The following is a 16,497-nucleotide window of genomic DNA, read 5'->3' as shown; positions in this document are numbered from 1 at the left end:
CTTCTGCTTCACGGAGACATCCAGGCCGATCGTCGGTTCATCCAGATAGACAATAGGCGGGGTATGTAAAAGGGCGGCGGCCAAATCCGCACGCATACGCTGGCCGAGAGAGAGCTTGCGGGCGGATAAGTGAATGAATTCACTCATACCCAGCAGTTCAATAAACTGGTCGAGATTTGTCCGGTACACCGCTTCGGGGATCTGGTAGATATCCTTCAGCAGCGAAAAAGACTCCACAATCGGGATATCCCACCACAGCTGGGTGCGCTGGCCGAAGACGGCGCCGATTTGAGCGGCGTTCTCCATTCTTTTTTTATACGGATTGATACCGTTTACAGAAATACTGCCCGCAGAGGGCATCAGTATTCCGCTAAGCATCTTGATCGTGGTGGACTTGCCGGCACCGTTCGGCCCCACATAGGCGACAGTCTCACCGGCTTCAATGCTCAGGTCCAGCGGCTGCACCGCGACCTTGGTAACGTTCCTCGGCACAAGCAGATGCTTGAGCGCACCCTTTAGCCCCGGTTCCTTCACCGCCTGCAGAAAGGACTTGGACAGCCCTCTGGCTTCAATAATACTCAAGGGTAATCCTCCTTCATCATGAATTTTTTTCATCTCTCAAAAGACATGTCCAGTAAATATAGCATTTGGCGGATGTCGAAAACTATCAGATTAAATCGACAACTGAAAAATAGTATTGGATCCTAGCGGATGCTGCGAAAAAAAACGGCTCTCCAGCGGTCCTTAATGCAGACCGGGATAGCCGCTGAGTGTTTCATATTAAAACAACTGCTCAAGAAATGTACCAAAGCTGAAGCCTATAGTGTATGCCTCTCGTACCAGTTCTGTAGCTGCGTTAGTCAAAAAAGTCATAAGCTTTAACATGAGAAATAAAGTGGAAATAAAAATGACGGGCCAAATCTTCAGCAAAAGCTTAGTCAGATTCACTCCTTCATCCTGAAGGTTGTTGATTCTTTGTTTTTCCGGAATGATTTATTACAATGGAAAAATAAGATATACATGATTAAAAGCACTAGCACAATGAATAAAGAAAACCGTTCAATGGAACCCGTTCTGAAATAAGAATACAATAAATTAAGCAAATGGATAAGAAATACAAAAAGTATCAACAAACCGAGTTTGTTTTTTTTTCATATAGATGCTCCCAAAATGAAATTATTGCTTATCTTACATGAAAGATTATCATAAGTTTTTGCAGGGGGTAATGTTAAGAGGTGGGCATTTACATTTATTCTTCTTTGTGATAGATCCGTTACCGCGTTTCTGAGGACACTGATAGCTTGAATATGTAAATTCAGAGTGTTATCCTTTTTTTAGTATAAATGATGGAAATCAGGAGGGCTTGAATTGACGGCAGCTCACGATCAGACAAAAATGTGGTACTCACCTGAAGATTTTAATAAGGAACAAATAGATTTTTTTTACGAGGCAAAAGTATCAGGTAGCTCACAAGCCCGCGAAGAAATGAGAGCGCAATCTTTCCGGGAGACGGAGCAGAATTCTATATATCACAAAGCAATGATTAGTTCCTTACATAACGAGATGCTTAAAATTAGCAGTTACATATCCGTAGACTTTGCAGTTTTTCTGACCGATCATACGGGAGAGATTCTTGATTTGCATCCTTCATCCCCTGAAATACAAGCAGAACTTGCTAAAGCCGGATTAGGGGTAGGAACGAGTTTTGCCAAACAGGAGCTTGGGCTGAATGCTGTTTCGCTGGCTATGGAAATGAATTCTATTGGAGTCGTCAAAGGGATGGAGCATACAAACCCTATATTCTTTGATTGGAATTGCGTTTGTTCACCACTTTATTCAGAGGGTGTTATACAAGGATATGTGGATATTTCCTTTTATAGGGGGCAGCCAATCGAGTTGGCCATTCCCTTAATGCGGCAGATCGCAGACAATGTCAGCGGGAAATGGATGCGGAGTAACCCTGAGCTACAGCTGCTTAAGCTGGAAATGATTTTTGATGAATATGGCTTGACCGGGAGAGAGAAGGACGTCGCTCAAAGCTGGTTAGCGGAAAAAAGTGCACTGTACATTTCTAACGAGTTAGGGATTAGTGAAGGTACGGTCAGAAATGTAATTAAGAGTATCTATAATAAAATGAATGTAAGTGACCGCTGGCAGTTCATCAAGAAGCTTTCGCCTGAGCCCGCCAATCAACAGACGTTTTTATAACTATGAAAAAGGAGCCCGAAGTGTAGTGTGGGCTCCTTTAATTAATTTGAGGGTTTAGCCGCAAGAACAGTTCAATACCGGCTTCCGCGCAGCCTGGGTCTCATCCAGACGGCTGATCTCCGTAGTGTGCGGAGCGTTGATCACGATCTCCGGCGTTTCCTGGGCTTCCTTAACGATTCTAATCATCGTTTCAATGAAGCCGTCGAGCGTTTCCTTGCTTTCGGTTTCGGTTGGTTCGATCATCATACACTCTTCGACGGTCAGCGGGAAATAGACGGTCGGCGGGTGGTAGCCGAAGTCGAGCAGCCGTTTGGCCACGTCCAGTGTACGTACGCCGTACTGCTTGAGATTCCGGCCGGACATCACGAATTCATGCTTGCAGACACCCGGATACGGGATTTCAAAATACGGCGCCAGCCGGTGCATCATATAGTTGGCGTTCAGCACGGCGTTCTCGGAAACCTCACGCAGGCCGTCCGGCCCATAGGTGCGGATATAGGCATAAGCACGGACGAGGATACCGAAGTTGCCGTAAAAAGCTTTGACCCGGCCAATCGATTCCGGTCCGCCGTAGTTCAGCGAGAAGCTGCTGTCTTCGTTCTGGACTACAGTTGGCTGCGGCAGGAACGGAATCAGCTTCGCCTTCACACCGACAGGTCCTGCTCCCGGACCGCCGCCGCCGTGCGGGGTGCTCATTGTCTTGTGCAGATTCAAATGCACAACGTCGAAGCCCATATCGCCCGGGCGGGTGATACCCATGATTGCATTGGAATTCGCTCCATCGTAATAGAGCAGTCCGCCGGCTTCGTGGACAATCGCAGCGATCTCCACGATCTGCGTCTCGAACAGGCCGAGCGTGCTTGGATTTGTCAGCATCAATGCAGCGGTGTCGCTGCCGACGGCTGCTTTCAGGGCTTCAAGATCAACCATTCCTTTGCTATTTGAAGGAATCGTTACGGTTGCAAGGCCCGCAGCTGCGGCGCTGGCCGGGTTGGTACCATGCGAGGAATCCGGTACGATGACCTTCGTGCGGGTCTCTCCGCGGCTCTCATGGTAGGCGCGGATCATCATCAGGCCGGTCCATTCGCCATGGGCTCCGGCAGCTGGCTGGAGCGAGACGGCATCCATACCGGTAAGTGCGGCCAGATCCTTTTGCAGGGTATACATCAGTTCAAGTGCGCCTTGAATGCTTTCTTCCGGCTGGTAAGGGTGAATCTTGGCCAGTCCCGGGAAGCGGGCGACATCTTCATTAATCTTCGGATTATATTTCATCGTACAGGAGCCGAGCGGGTAGAAGCCGTTGTCGACGCCGAAGTTGCGGCGGGAAAGGGCAGTATAGTGGCGGATGACATCCACTTCGGATACTTCCGGAAGTACAACTGGCTCGCTGCGCAGCAGTCCGGCCGGAATCAGCGACTCCATCGCTTCATCCTCGGGAACATCGCATACCGGCAGGGAATAGGCTGAGCGGCCGGGACGGCTAAGCTCAAAGATCAGACTTTGTTCCGGTTTCATATACAGCCCTCCAATAGCTTGGCGAATTGGTCGATTTCAGACTTGCTTCGTTTCTCAGTGACGGCAATCAGCATATGTCCGCTAAGCTCCGGATAGTCACGGCCCAGATCATAACCGCCGATAAAGCCTGCATGAATCAGCTTCGAGTTAATCTCGCTGACGCTGCTTCCTTCCGGAAGCTTCAGGACGAATTCATTGAAGAACGGCGCGGTAAACGCAGGGGCTGCACCATTCAATTCTCCTAGCTTGCCTGCGGCATAATGGCTCTTGCGGATATTCAGCCCGCCAACCTCGCGCATGCCTTCTTTGCCCATTACGGACAAGTATACGGAAGCGCACAACGCCAGCAGTGCCTGGTTGGAGCAAATGTTGGAGGTCGCCTTTTCGCGGCGGATATGCTGTTCGCGGGCCTGAAGGGTCAGGACGAAGCCGCGTTTGCCGTTACGGTCCACCGTCTGGCCGACGATCCGGCCCGGCATGCGGCGCATCAGCGGCTCCGCTACGGCGAAGAAGCCGCAGGTTGGACCGCCGAGTGAAGCGGGAATGCCGAGCGGCTGCGCGTCGCCGACTACAATGTCGGCCCCGAGCTTGCCCGGCGTTTCCAGAACGCCCAGCGCCAGCGGGTTGGCGCTAACGACGAACAGGCCTTTAACCGCATGGATCAGCGGCTCGATGGCACCAAGGTCCTCAATCGCCCCGAAGAAGTTCGGGGACTGCACCAATACTGCTGCAGTATCAGCGTCGATGGCTTCAGCCAGCTTCGCCTGATCGGTTACGCCGTCTTTATAGTCAATTTCCACGACTTCCAGACCCCAGGCGCCGGCCGAAGTGCTCAGCACCTGGCGTGCCTCCGGGTGAACCGTGCGGGAAACAATCAGTTTCTTGCGTTTCGTAGCACCTGCCGCCAGAACAGCCGCTTCCGAGAAAGCAGTAGCGCCGTCATACATACTGGCATTGGCTACTTTCATGCCTGTCAGCTCACAGATGTAGGATTGAAATTCGAAGATCGCCTGCAGCTCGCCCTGGCTGATCTCCGGCTGATACGGGGTATAAGCTGTATAGAATTCCGAACGGGAAATGACATGGTTGATGACAACCGGGATATGGTGGTCATAGAGCCCGGCGCCGAGGAAGCTGGCATGGGTATCGAAATTGGCATTTTTGTCAGCCAATTCTTTCATGTGGCGGAGCAGAGCGTATTCATCCAGAGCTTCCGACATTGGCATCGTGCCCTGATAACGGACAGCCTGCGGAATATCGGAGAACAATTCCTCTATGGACTGAATTCCGACCGCTTCCATCATCTCTTGGCGGTCTTGTTCAGTCATAGGCAGATAGCGGTGTTTCATTGCGGCTTCACTCCTTGGCTCTTTTTGTAGAACGGTGCTTTGACGACGGCAGCCTTCAGCTGCTTGCCGCGGATCTCCACGTAAACTTCTGTGCCGATTTCACTGTAAGCTGCATCCAGCAGCGCAAGTCCGAGATTGCGTTTGAGTGTCGGGGACTGGGTGCCGGTGGTTACTTCGCCGATCTTTACGCCATCCGCGTAGACGGGATAATGGGAGCGGGGGATCCCCCGGTCGATCATTTCCAGTCCTACGAGGCGGCGGGGCAGGCCGGCTTCCTTCTGCTTCACCAGCGCTTCCTTGCCGATGAAGCCGGCTTTATCCAGCTTGACGAAGAACTGCACGCCCGCTTCCAGCGGGGTGATGTCCGCCGACAGCTCCTGGCCGTACAGCGGCAGCTTCGCTTCGAAGCGGAGCGTGTCGCGCGCGCCGAGGCCGGCCGGCGTAAGTCCGTGCTTGCTTCCGGCTGCCAGCAGGCCGTTCCACAAGGCTGCTGCTGTATCCTGCGGGGCATACAGCTCGAAGCCGTCCTCGCCGGTGTAACCGGTACGGGAGAGGAGCACCTCTACGCCGCAGACCATGGCGTGCTCGATGAAGTGAAAAGGCTTCAGCTCAGCGACCGGAGCCGAAGTAACTTCGCTGAGAATGCTCTCAGCCAGCGGGCCCTGAAGGGCAAGCAGCAGTGTTTCGTCCGAGACATTCTTCAGGCTGACTCCGCTGAATTCAGCAGTGAGATGCTCCTGCAGCCACTGGAGGTCTTTGTCGATGTTGGAGGCGTTGACGACGAGCATGTAGCGTTCCTCGCCGAGGCGGTAGACCAGCAGGTCATCCACAACTCCGCCGTTAGGGTAGAGCAGCAGGGTATACTGCGCCGCGCCGTCCGTGAGGCGGCTGACATCATTGGTCGTCATTTGCTGCAGGAAGGCTTCCGAGCCGCTGCCGGTGACCATAAATTCCCCCATGTGCGATACGTCGAACAATCCGGCCTGCTGGCGGACCGCCTCATGCTCCTTGACAATCCCGGTGAACTGCACCGGCAGCTCCCAGCCGCCGAAATCGATACATCTTGCCTCTGCATAAGCGGAATAAAGGCCGTAAAAAGGCGTTCTTTTCAAAGCATCCATGTGCTCACTCCCTTGGTCTGATTACATGCAAGCAAAAGCGGCCGTTCCGCTCCCGGAAGGTTGCGGTGCCCGGTTCTGTAGACAGTAAAAAAAGGAACAGAGCGGAGGCCAAATACGCGCTGCGCGCATAAATAGCCTTCCGCTCTGTCCTTTGTACCTGAGAGTTACCCTGCACAGCATCAAAAGCCGGCAGGTTTCCCCGTTGGTGATCAGTACGCTGCGGGTGCAGGGTCTGATGCTCTCCAGAGATGCGTCCGGCAAAGGTCCTTTTGCCTGAGAGATTCACCCGCTACGGGGCTTACTCCTTCGGCGCCGTCTTCGTGAGACAGTCTCTCCCTATGCCATCATTCGCCAACCATATGTTTTCTGCTGTCTCCATTAAACCGGGTATCGAGCTGCGCTGTCAACAAAAAAACGTCAAAAAGATGACAAATTTTAATTTCCTGTCAGTAATATTGACATTGCGGAGGACGATAACTTAGTCTATAACTAAATTTACAACACCAAATTCGGAAATGAGGCGGCTTGAAATGAGTGAAGTGTTAGACAACCTGCGATACAGCGAAGAGCACGAATGGGCGCAGCAGGGTGAAGGACGCGTAGTACGGGTCGGGATTACGGATCATGCCCAGCATTTGCTTGGCGATATCGTATTTGTGGAGTTTCCGGAAGTGGGTTCAGCTATTTCTGCCGGCGATAGTGTGGGCAGCATTGAGTCTGTAAAGACGGTTTCCGAATTATATTCACCGGTCTCAGGAAAGGTGACCAAAATCAACGATGCGCTGGAGGCCAGCCCGGAACTGATCAATGACGAGCCATACAGCGGCGGATGGATCTTTGAACTGGAGCTTGACGGCGGGTATGACGAGGCGGTTTCCGGACTGCTGGATGCGGCTGCTTACCGCGAACTGGTAGGGGAATAAGAGCTGTACAATTTGTGCAAATAAAAAAAGGTATTCCTATCTTCGCCAGAGGGAGGAGTATCAGAAATATAGTGGCGGAACCTTTTTGCGGCACAATCATGCTGTGCGGGTTCTGCCTTTTTGTGCAGCTTGTGCAGCTATCCTTAATACAAGTTGGGGAAGTTGTTAAGCCCAGGGTAAAGATGCGGGGCTATCCGCCATAAAAGCGGCAGCAGTCCCATGCCAATTAGTGCAAATGAAATAAGGAGGAGCAGAAGCCTGATAATACGGCTTGGCGATGCGTTGAGACGCAGCACAAAACAGTAGGCGAAGATAGAGTAAAAGGGAAATAGAAGCACAGCAGACATACCCATACAGAGAGAAAATTTCACTTCGCCAGCGGCTAAAGGAATCATCTGATCCGGATTATATACAGGATTTATCTGTAAAAAAAGCAATAGCAGCGGTACGTAAGCAAACAGCAGCTGCAGAGGAAAGCAGCGGATGACTCTGGTCTCCGAATGACTGGAAAGTGTCCACCAATAGGCATACCATGCCAAGGCAAACGCTCCTCCGGCCAGCACATATTGTCCCGCCATCCAGACCAGCTTGCTGGCGGGATAACTGTGGGCAATTTTCCCCCAGAAAAAATCCTTCGAAGTAAGCATGACCAATACATTGGATGTAAAACCAATTCCTGAAGTAATCCAGATTGAGACAAAAGCAGTAATCAGCAGGGAAATAAACAGCCGGATCATTCCCCAATATCGTGAGGAATCAGCTGTTATTTCATGGGTTTTATTCATCCGATTTCAGACTCCCTGTCAGCAAATTTTAGATATTACACTCTGCTGATCTCTTGGCTGAAACGAATCGGTTATTCTTCCTCCTGCAGCTGGCGCAGGACAATCAGCTCTACCCGGCGGTTCTTCTGGCGGCCCTCTGGGGTTGAATTATCGTAAGCGGGTCTGGTGTCGGCATATCCTGCATACTGGAAGGTAGCGGGACTCAACCCCTCACTGTCCAGGAAAAAGCGAAGCACCGAAAGGGCGCGGGCACCCGAAAGCTCCCAGTTGTCATTGTACCGCGAACCGGCAGATACCGGAGTATTATCCGTATGCCCTTCGATACTGATGGAAGCCCCGATCCCGCGGAATAATCCGGAGAGTTGGCGTAAGGCCGGAAGCGCAGGCGGCTTCAGCTCAGCTCTGCCGACATCGAACAGAAAGCGGTCGCTCAGCGTAATGGCTATGCCCTGCGGCTTGTCCGCGACAAAGATCTGGCCGTCAAGATTATTCTCTTCGACATATTTAGTGATAACCCCCATCAGGGCAGCCAGCTTAGCTTCCTGCTCGCGAAAAGCCAGCTCCCGCGCCGACGGCTGCACATTCTGGCTCTCCCCGGAGGTACCTGTTTCTGCATTTGGGTTCCCTGATTCCGGACTATCGCTGTTACCGGCGTTTTCGCCATTTCCGCTGCCGGTTTCTTCTACCTGCCCGTTTGCGGGGCTGCTGCTGTTCTGACTTCCGTTTTCCCCGTCCAGCAGTCCGCTACCCCCTTCAAGTACAGGGTTCCCTGTCTTAAAGGTCTCGGAGAGCGAGCCGGTGACTATTTTATATTTCTCCGTATCGAGGCTGCTCATAGCGTACATGATGACGAAAAAGATAAGCAGCAGCGTAATCAGATCCGCATAGGTAATCATCCAGCGGTCCCTGGGCTCATGCGCGTTTCCCCTGCGGCAGCGCCGGTTTCTCTGCCTCATAGCAGGCCTCTTGAAGGGTTGTCTTTATCCGCTGCTGAATCCGCCACAAAAGAGCTCAGCTTCTTGCGCACGAGCTGAGGATGATCCCCGTTCTGCAGGGCAAGGATGCCGACGAGAAGCATTTCCATGCTGTTCAGCTCCGTTTGGCTGCGGGATTTGATTTTGGAGGCGATGGGTAAAAATATTAAATTAGCGCTCGCTACACCATATAATGTTGCTGTAAATGCGACGGCTATGGATGACCCCAGATTGGACGGGTCGGATAGATTGCTGAGTACATGAATAAGTCCCATGACGGTGCCGATGATGCCCATGGTCGGAGCGTAACCTCCGGCTGCTTCAAAGATTTTGGCATAGCTTTCATATTTCAGTTCTTTGGCATCCATATCCAGCTCCAGAATCTGGCGGACCTGATCCGGATCTGTTCCGTCGACAATGAGCAGCAGCCCTTCGCGTGTAAAGGGATCGGGATGCTCCTCAGCCTGCTCCTCCAGTGCGAGCACTCCGCCCCGCCGTGTAATGGCAGCCATAGATACTAACTCTTCCGCTTTGACAAAGTTGGTATCCGGCTGTCTGCCAAAAGCGATGCGCAGCGCAGAAGGGATGGAGCGCAGCTTGGAGGCGGGAAAGCTGATAAGAACAGCGGCCAGCGTTCCTCCGAATACAATGACGGCGGCGTTGAGCTGCAGCAGTCCGGACAGGTTGCCCCCTTCCCAGAAGAAACCGCCGACAAGGGCGGCCAGTCCGGCCAGGAGGCCGATAATTGAGGTAATATCCATAGGATCAGTCTCCTTAGTTTTCAATATATTATGGTTTGCATCAAGGTAGGCAACACTGTATAATAAACGGGAACACGTATTCTTATCTTCCATATTTTTTTGTATCGTATGGGATTAGGACAATCAGACCACAATTATAATATATTAGTATATTTTAGACGATAGAGGGGAGACGGGCAAATGAGCGACATTGTCGTCAGTACGAAGACTTTTAAACTGGAGTCCGAGTATACACCCCAGGGCGATCAGCCTCATGCCATAGAGGAATTATTGAACGGCATCCGGCAGGGCAAGAAGCACCAGACGCTGCTGGGAGCAACCGGTACAGGGAAGACCTTTACGATTGCACAACTGATATCCAAGCTAAACCGGCCCACATTGGTTATCGCACACAACAAGACGCTGGCTGCACAGCTGGCAAGCGAGTTCAAGGAGTTTTTTCCGAGCAATTCCGTCGACTACTTCGTCAGCTACTACGATTACTATCAGCCGGAAGCCTACATTCCCTCCTCCGACACCTACATCGAGAAAGATTCCAGCATTAATGAAGAGATAGATAAGCTGCGGCACTCCGCAACCAGCTCCTTGTTTGAACGGCGTGACGTTATTATTGTGGCGAGCGTATCCTGCATTTACGGTCTCGGTTCGCCGCAGGAATATGGGAGTCTCCTGCTCTCTTTGCGTGTAGGCATGGAGAAGCCGCGCAATCAGATTCTTAGCCGGCTTGTGGATATCCAGTATCAGCGCAATGACATCAATTTCGTACGCGGCACGTTCCGTGTGCGCGGAGATGTCGTTGAGATTTTCCCGGCATCACAGGGAGAACATGCCATCCGGGTCGAGCTGTTCGGTGATGAGATTGAGCGGATTACCGAGATTGATGTCTTGACCGGAGAGCTTATCGGTGAACGCGATCATATAGCGATATTCCCGGCTTCTCACTTTGTTACCCAAGAGGAGACTATGCGGGTTGCGCTGGTCAATATTGAACGCGAGCTGGAGGAACGGCTGGCGGTGCTCCGCGAAGCAGGCAAGCTGCTGGAAGCCCAGCGTCTGGAGCAGCGGACCCGTTATGATATCGAAATGATGAAGGAAGTCGGCTTCTGCTCCGGGATTGAGAACTATTCCGGACCGCTGACCTTCCGGGAACCGGGAGCGACCCCGTATACCCTGATGGATTATTTCCCGGATGACATGCTGATTGTCATTGATGAATCCCATGTCACTCTGCCGCAGATCCGGGCCATGTACAACGGTGACCGGGCGCGCAAGACTGTGCTGGTGGAGCATGGCTTCCGCCTGCCGTCCGCCCTGGACAACCGGCCGCTGCAGTTTGAGGAATTCGAAGACAAAGTGAAGCAGATCGTCTATGTCTCAGCGACGCCCGGCCCTTACGAAATGGAACACTGCGACACGATGGTGCAGCAGATCATCCGGCCTACCGGTCTGCTGGACCCGATTATCGAGGTGCGCCCGACAGAAGGGCAGATCGATGATCTGATCAGCGAAATCCGTGAACGTGTTGAGCGGGACGAACGGGTACTGGTGACTACGCTGACGAAGAAGATGTCAGAGGATCTAACCGATTACTTCAAGGAAATCGGCATCAAGGTCCGCTACATGCACTCCGACATTAAGACGCTTGAGCGGATGGCAATTCTGCGCGACCTCCGTCTCGGTACGTTCCATGTTCTGGTGGGTATTAACTTGTTAAGAGAAGGACTGGATTTGCCGGAGGTATCCTTAGTCGCGATTCTCGACGCCGATAAGGAGGGTTTCCTCCGCTCAGAGCGTTCCCTGATTCAGACCATCGGCCGGGCAGCCCGTAACTCAGGAGGCCGTGTTATTATGTACGGCGACCGTATCACGGACTCCATGGAGAAGGCGATCAGCGAGACCGAACGCCGCCGGGCGATTCAAATTGCTTATAACGAGAAGCATGGCATCACACCAACGACAATCAATAAGAAGATCCGCGAAATCATCGAAGCAACCAAGGTGGCCGAGTCCAAAGCCGAATATCTCACCGGCGTGGGCGGCAAGATGAACAAGAAAGACAAACAAAGCCTGATGCAGCGTCTGGAAGCCGAGATGAAGGATGCCGCCAAGAACCTGCAATTCGAACGCGCTGCCGAGCTGCGCGACGCTTTACTGGAGCTACGGGCCGAATAAAGCAATACTTCCAAGTACGAACCGGAACGGCGCTTCCCAGGCCGTTCTTTTTAGATAAAATGCCTACGCCTCCCGAAGGGACAGCCGCAGTTAGGCAGTTAGCGCATCCCGAAGGGACAGCCGCAGTTAGGCAGTTAGCGCATCCCGAAGGGACAGCCGCAGTTAAGCAGTTAGCGCATCCTGAAGGGACAGCCGCAGTTAGGCAGTTAGCGCATCCCGAAGGGACAGCCGTAGTTAAGCAGTTAGCGCATCCCGAAGGGACAGCCCCCGGAGCGTCTGCATACCAGCGGTCCCGTAGGGATAAGCGCTCCTTGCACCAAGGTAACTAAGTCCATCCCGCCACACTCCTTCGCCAACCCTTGCGGGTGTCCAGAGGGCGCAGCCCTTGGGGCCCTCCCTTGGAAGGGAGGGTTTGGGAGGGATCGAAAATTTTTCATAAAAATTTCTTTAAGTATTTCAATTAGGAGGTTTTACCGTTGGCGAACGAAAACATAGTAATCAAAGGCGCGAGGGCGCACAATCTCAAGAACATTGACGTAACGATTCCGCGGGACCGCTTCGTTGTGCTGACGGGACTTAGCGGCTCCGGCAAATCATCGCTTGCGTTCGATACGATCTATGCCGAGGGACAGCGGCGTTATGTAGAATCCCTCTCGGCTTATGCCCGCCAGTTCCTGGGTCAGATGGAGAAGCCCGATGTTGATTCCATCGATGGCTTGTCCCCGGCAATTTCGATTGACCAGAAGACTACGAGCCGTAACCCGCGTTCGACGGTAGGAACGGTAACGGAGATTTACGATTATCTGCGCCTGCTGTTTGCCCGGATCGGACATCCTCATTGCCCGGATCACGGCATTGAAATTACATCGCAGACAGTGGAGCAGATGGTTGACCGGATTATGCAGTATCCCGAGAAGACCCGGCTGCAGATTCTGGCACCGGTCATTTCCGGGCGCAAAGGCGAGCATAAAGGCCTGTTCAGCGACATCTCGAAGCAGGGCTTCGTTCGTGTGCGTGTCGATGGAGAGCTGCGTGAAGTTACGGAAGAGATTGAGCTCGAGAAAAATAAGAAGCATACCATAGAAGTTGTAGTAGACCGTATCGTCATTAAGGATGATGTACAGACCCGGCTGACCGACTCCCTCGAAACCGCACTCAAGCTGTCCGGCGGTCAGATTCTGGTGGATATTATCGGCCAGGAGGAGCTGCTGTTCAGTTCGAATTTTGCCTGCCCGGTGTGCGGTTTCAGTATTGAGGAGCTAGCCCCGCGGATGTTCTCCTTCAACAGTCCTTTCGGGGCCTGCCCGGAATGCGATGGTCTGGGGTTGAATATGGTTGTCGATCCGGACCTGCTGATTCCTGACCCGGAGAAATCGATCGAAGATGGCGCTTTTCTGGCCTGGACCGGCAGCACCTCTAACTATTATCCGCAGTTTCTGAAGTCGGTCTGCGAGCATTTTAAAATTCCGCAGAATGTTCCGGTAAGCACGCTAACACCTGAACAGATGAATAAGCTGCTGCACGGAACGGGCAGTGAGAAGATCCGCTTCCGGTATGAGAACGACTTTGGCCAGAAGAAAGATGCGTTGGTTGCCTTTGAAGGAATTATTCCTAACCTGGAACGGCGCTACCGGGATACTGCTTCCGAGGGTATCCGTGAATTTATCGAAGGCTTCATGAGCGCCAAGCCTTGTCATGTCTGCAAGGGCAAACGTCTGAAGAAGGAAATTCTCGCTGTTACGATCAACGACCGCAATGTGGCGGATGTGACGGACCTCTCTATTGGCGACTGCCAAGAGTTCTTCCAGGGTCTTGTATTGAATGAGAAAGAAACAGCTATTGCCCATCTCATCCTGAAAGAGATCAGCAGCCGGCTCGGCTTCCTCGTCAATGTAGGTTTGAATTATCTGACGCTCAGCCGTGCGGCGGGATCGCTATCAGGCGGAGAAGCCCAGCGGATTAGGCTCGCTACCCAGATCGGCTCCAGTCTAATGGGCGTTCTGTACATTCTGGACGAGCCCAGTATCGGATTGCATCAACGGGACAACGACCGGCTGATCTCCACACTGGCGCATATGCGCGATCTCGGCAATACCCTAATCGTGGTTGAACATGATGAGGATACGATGATGGCTGCTGACTATATTATAGATATCGGCCCGGGTGCAGGGATTCACGGCGGGAACGTGATTGCCCAAGGCACACCACAGGAGATTATGAATGATCCGAACTCCTTAACCGGGGAATATTTGAGCGGTCGCAAGTTCATTCCGGTTACCTCCAAGCGGCGGCCGACCGATGACCGCTGGATCGAGATCCGCGGAGCTAAAGAGAACAACCTGAAGAACGTCAACGTGAAGATCCCGCTGGGTGTCTTTACGGCTGTGACCGGCGTCTCCGGTTCAGGCAAGTCCTCTCTGGTCAACGAGATTCTCTATAAGAGTCTGGCCCGGCAGTTGAATAGAGCGGTGAAGGTCCGTCCGGGCCTGCACAAGGAAATCCGCGGCCTGGAGAACTTGGATAAGGTCATTGAGATCGACCAGTCGCCGATTGGCCGTACTCCCCGCTCGAATCCGGCAACCTATACCGGGGTGTTCGATGATATCCGTGATCTATTCTCCAAAACCAATGAGGCCAAGGTACGCGGCTTCCAAAAGGGCCGGTTCAGCTTTAACGTGAAGGGCGGACGCTGTGAGGCCTGCCGTGGAGACGGAATCATTAAGATTGAAATGCATTTCCTGCCGGATGTCTATGTACCTTGTGAAGTGTGCAAAGGCAAACGATATAACCGGGAGACCCTGGAAGTTAAATATAAAGGCAAGAGCATCGCTGATGTGCTGGAGATGACCGTAGAGGATGCCACCGAGTTCTTCAAGAACATTCCGCGGATTCACCGCAAAATGCAGACGCTGATGGATGTGGGCCTTGGGTATATCAATATTGGCCAGCCCGGAACGACATTGTCCGGCGGCGAAGCCCAGCGCGTGAAGCTGGCCTCCGAGCTGTACCGCCGCAGCACAGGTAAGACGCTTTATATCCTGGATGAGCCGACCACCGGGCTGCATGTCGACGATATCGGCCGTCTGCTGGAGGTCCTGCATCGACTCGTGGACTCCGGCGAATCGGTCCTGGTCATTGAACATAATCTCGACGTGATCAAAACGGCAGATTACATCATTGATATGGGTCCGGAAGGCGGCAGCGGCGGCGGAACTGTACTGGCAACCGGAACCCCGGAGAAGCTGATTACCGTGGAAGAATCCTATACCGGCAGATATCTGAAACCAATCCTGATCCGCGATACAGAGCGGACGGAGGCCATGGAGCTGCAAACATCGGAAACCGTATAGTAAGCTAATGCCGTTATTGAGAGGGCGCAATGGTAGGGTGCACCCCAATAAGTAGTGTGAGGGCAATGAGGATGCAACCCCATTAGTAGTGGGAGAGTGAGTAGTTGGAATAAAGCAAACTAAATTACTCATTTCCGCGGTTTTGGAGGGTTTAGGTGGAAAAGCTCCAGTTAAATCGCCCTTTAGTTGCCCAATATCTTTGAACCGTTAGATTTAGTTGGACTTTTTCCCGCTACTTTGGCTTGGAACCAGAATAGGACATAATAAGTGGAGAAATTCCCTTTAATAGCAACCAGCCATCCAAACCAGAACACGCCGCACGCGGTTATCCCGCATGCGGCGTGTTTTTTGTGCTTATAATTGTGCACATTACAATATGTTCAGTCCAACGATTACAGTACAGTCCTACATGTAAGTCCTAATATGCACGGTCGAACTTGATGAATACACAGGAATTATTTAAAGTTCTTTACCTTAATTTAATTCAACTTAACTTAACTCAGCTTACTTCAAGCCTCAGCGGCCAAAATCGCTGTGAACTGCTCCTGAATTACCGGAATGCCTACACGTTCAACAAAAGAATGGAAGTTCTCCGGCTCACTCCGCTGCTGACTGTAATATGTAATCAGCTGCTCCAGAACCGGACCTACCCGTTCGGCCTTTACCCGGCCTTTTAGCGGGCGGGTAAACTGGGCAGCCGGTCCTTGATCGCCGGTGCCCAGGGTTCCTCCGATCGCGATGTCGAAGGCATCCACCATACCTTCCGGTGTTTTGATCAGTGAGCCCTGCAGACCGATATCGGCGACATGCTTTTGTCCGCAGCCGTTCGGACAGCCGATGAAATGAATCCGCAGCTTTTCCTCCAGCTGCAGCCGCTCATCAAGATATTCAGCTACACTCACAGCACGCTCTTTCGTTTCCACGAGTGCCAGATTGCAAAATTCATTGCCGGTACAGGATACGGTGCGGCTGATGAAGTTTTTGGCCTCCGGGGACAATCTCTGTAGTAAGGGTGCCTGGAGAAGCTCGGGGAGCTTGTCATCCGGGATGCCGCTGAGAATGATGTTTTGTGACATGGTTGTACGAATTTTACCTTCACCGTAGGTGTCAGAGAGGTCCGCTAGCAGCATAAGCTCATCGCTGTTCAGGCGTCCAACCGGAACGTTCAGTCCGACATAATTCAGCCCTGCCTGGCGCTGCGGATGTACACCGTCGAAATAAGCGGCCTGCCAGCCGAGCGTTTTGTCTTCACCGCGTGAAGGCAGCTCGCCAATAATCTCAAACAGCTTTTCCTTGAATTTTTCAGCACCCCAATCGGCAACGAGAAACTTAAGGCGGG

The 16,497-nt window shown here is 52.4% G+C and carries 11 protein-coding genes, 1 pseudogene and 1 riboswitch; of the genes and pseudogenes, 4 read left to right on the top strand and 8 right to left on the bottom strand.

Annotated elements, in window-relative coordinates:
- Positions 1-582, bottom strand: a 582-nt coding sequence (locus AQR02_RS19960) for an ABC transporter ATP-binding protein (protein WP_148449177.1), incomplete at its 3' end; no start/stop codon positions are given.
- 786 nt (positions 583-1,368) lie between these two features.
- Here AQR02_RS19960 and AQR02_RS19955 point away from each other — a divergent pair.
- A complete protein-coding gene (locus tag AQR02_RS19955) occupies positions 1,369-2,208 on the top strand; it encodes a helix-turn-helix transcriptional regulator (RefSeq protein ID WP_054942216.1) in 840 nt (279 codons plus the stop codon).
- A 54-nt stretch (positions 2,209-2,262) separates the two neighbouring features.
- Here the strand turns inward: AQR02_RS19955 and gcvPB are convergent, their stop codons facing one another.
- Genes gcvPB through gcvT form a run of 3 tightly spaced genes read right to left on the bottom strand, consistent with a single transcriptional unit; the run spans position 2,263 to position 6,193 of the window.
- The gene (gene gcvPB, locus AQR02_RS19950; protein WP_054942215.1) at positions 2,263-3,723 is read right to left on the bottom strand and encodes an aminomethyl-transferring glycine dehydrogenase subunit GcvPB; all 1,461 of its coding nucleotides are present in this window, start codon (positions 3,721-3,723) and stop codon (positions 2,263-2,265) included.
- The gene (gene gcvPA, locus AQR02_RS19945; RefSeq protein WP_054942214.1) at positions 3,720-5,072 is read right to left on the bottom strand and encodes an aminomethyl-transferring glycine dehydrogenase subunit GcvPA; all 1,353 of its coding nucleotides are present in this window, start codon (positions 5,070-5,072) and stop codon (positions 3,720-3,722) included. The genes gcvPB and gcvPA overlap by 4 nt, the downstream gene beginning before the upstream one ends.
- Positions 5,069-6,193: a glycine cleavage system aminomethyltransferase GcvT gene (gene gcvT / locus AQR02_RS19940; protein ID WP_054942213.1), complete on the bottom strand. Its 1,125-nt coding sequence runs from the start codon at positions 6,191-6,193 to the stop codon at positions 5,069-5,071. Before gcvT ends, gcvPA begins: the two co-directional genes overlap by 4 nt.
- A 251-nt stretch (positions 6,194-6,444) precedes the next feature.
- A riboswitch (glycine riboswitch) is annotated at positions 6,445-6,541 on the bottom strand.
- Between the two features lie 182 nt (positions 6,542-6,723).
- Between gcvT and gcvH the strand changes: the two genes are divergently transcribed.
- Positions 6,724-7,116, top strand: coding sequence for a glycine cleavage system protein GcvH (gene gcvH, locus AQR02_RS19930; protein ID WP_054942211.1), 393 nt, complete (start codon positions 6,724-6,726; stop codon positions 7,114-7,116).
- A gap of 143 nt (positions 7,117-7,259) precedes the next feature.
- Here the strand turns inward: gcvH and AQR02_RS19925 are convergent, their stop codons facing one another.
- The 3 genes from AQR02_RS19925 to AQR02_RS19915 form a co-directional block, all read right to left on the bottom strand.
- Positions 7,260-7,901, bottom strand: coding sequence for a hypothetical protein (locus AQR02_RS19925; RefSeq protein WP_054942210.1), 642 nt, complete (start codon positions 7,899-7,901; stop codon positions 7,260-7,262).
- Between the two features lie 71 nt (positions 7,902-7,972).
- Positions 7,973-8,857: an OmpA/MotB family protein gene (locus AQR02_RS19920; protein ID WP_054942209.1), complete on the bottom strand. Its 885-nt coding sequence runs from the start codon at positions 8,855-8,857 to the stop codon at positions 7,973-7,975.
- On the bottom strand, positions 8,854-9,636 hold the full coding sequence (locus AQR02_RS19915) for a flagellar motor protein (RefSeq protein WP_054942208.1): 783 nt from the start codon (positions 9,634-9,636) through the stop codon (positions 8,854-8,856). The genes AQR02_RS19920 and AQR02_RS19915 overlap by 4 nt, the downstream gene beginning before the upstream one ends.
- A 180-nt stretch (positions 9,637-9,816) precedes the next feature.
- On the opposite strand from AQR02_RS19915, the gene uvrB reads away from it, so the two are divergent.
- Positions 9,817-11,808 (top strand): excinuclease ABC subunit UvrB, encoded by a 1,992-nt coding sequence (uvrB, locus tag AQR02_RS19910; RefSeq protein WP_054942207.1) that lies wholly within the window; start codon positions 9,817-9,819, stop codon positions 11,806-11,808.
- Between the two features lie 476 nt (positions 11,809-12,284).
- Complete coding sequence (gene uvrA / locus AQR02_RS19905) at positions 12,285-15,158, top strand: excinuclease ABC subunit UvrA (RefSeq protein ID WP_054942206.1); 2,874 nt, start codon at positions 12,285-12,287, stop codon at positions 15,156-15,158.
- A gap of 509 nt (positions 15,159-15,667) precedes the next feature.
- Here uvrA and AQR02_RS19900 read toward each other — a convergent pair.
- Positions 15,668-16,497, bottom strand: a pseudogene (locus AQR02_RS19900) (nitrite/sulfite reductase); the annotation flags it as partial.

The organism is Paenibacillus ihuae, from assembly GCF_001368795.1.
Classification (GTDB): domain Bacteria; phylum Bacillota; class Bacilli; order Paenibacillales; family Paenibacillaceae; genus Paenibacillus_AQ; species Paenibacillus_AQ ihuae.
This window is presented reverse-complemented; position numbering and strand designations above follow the sequence as displayed.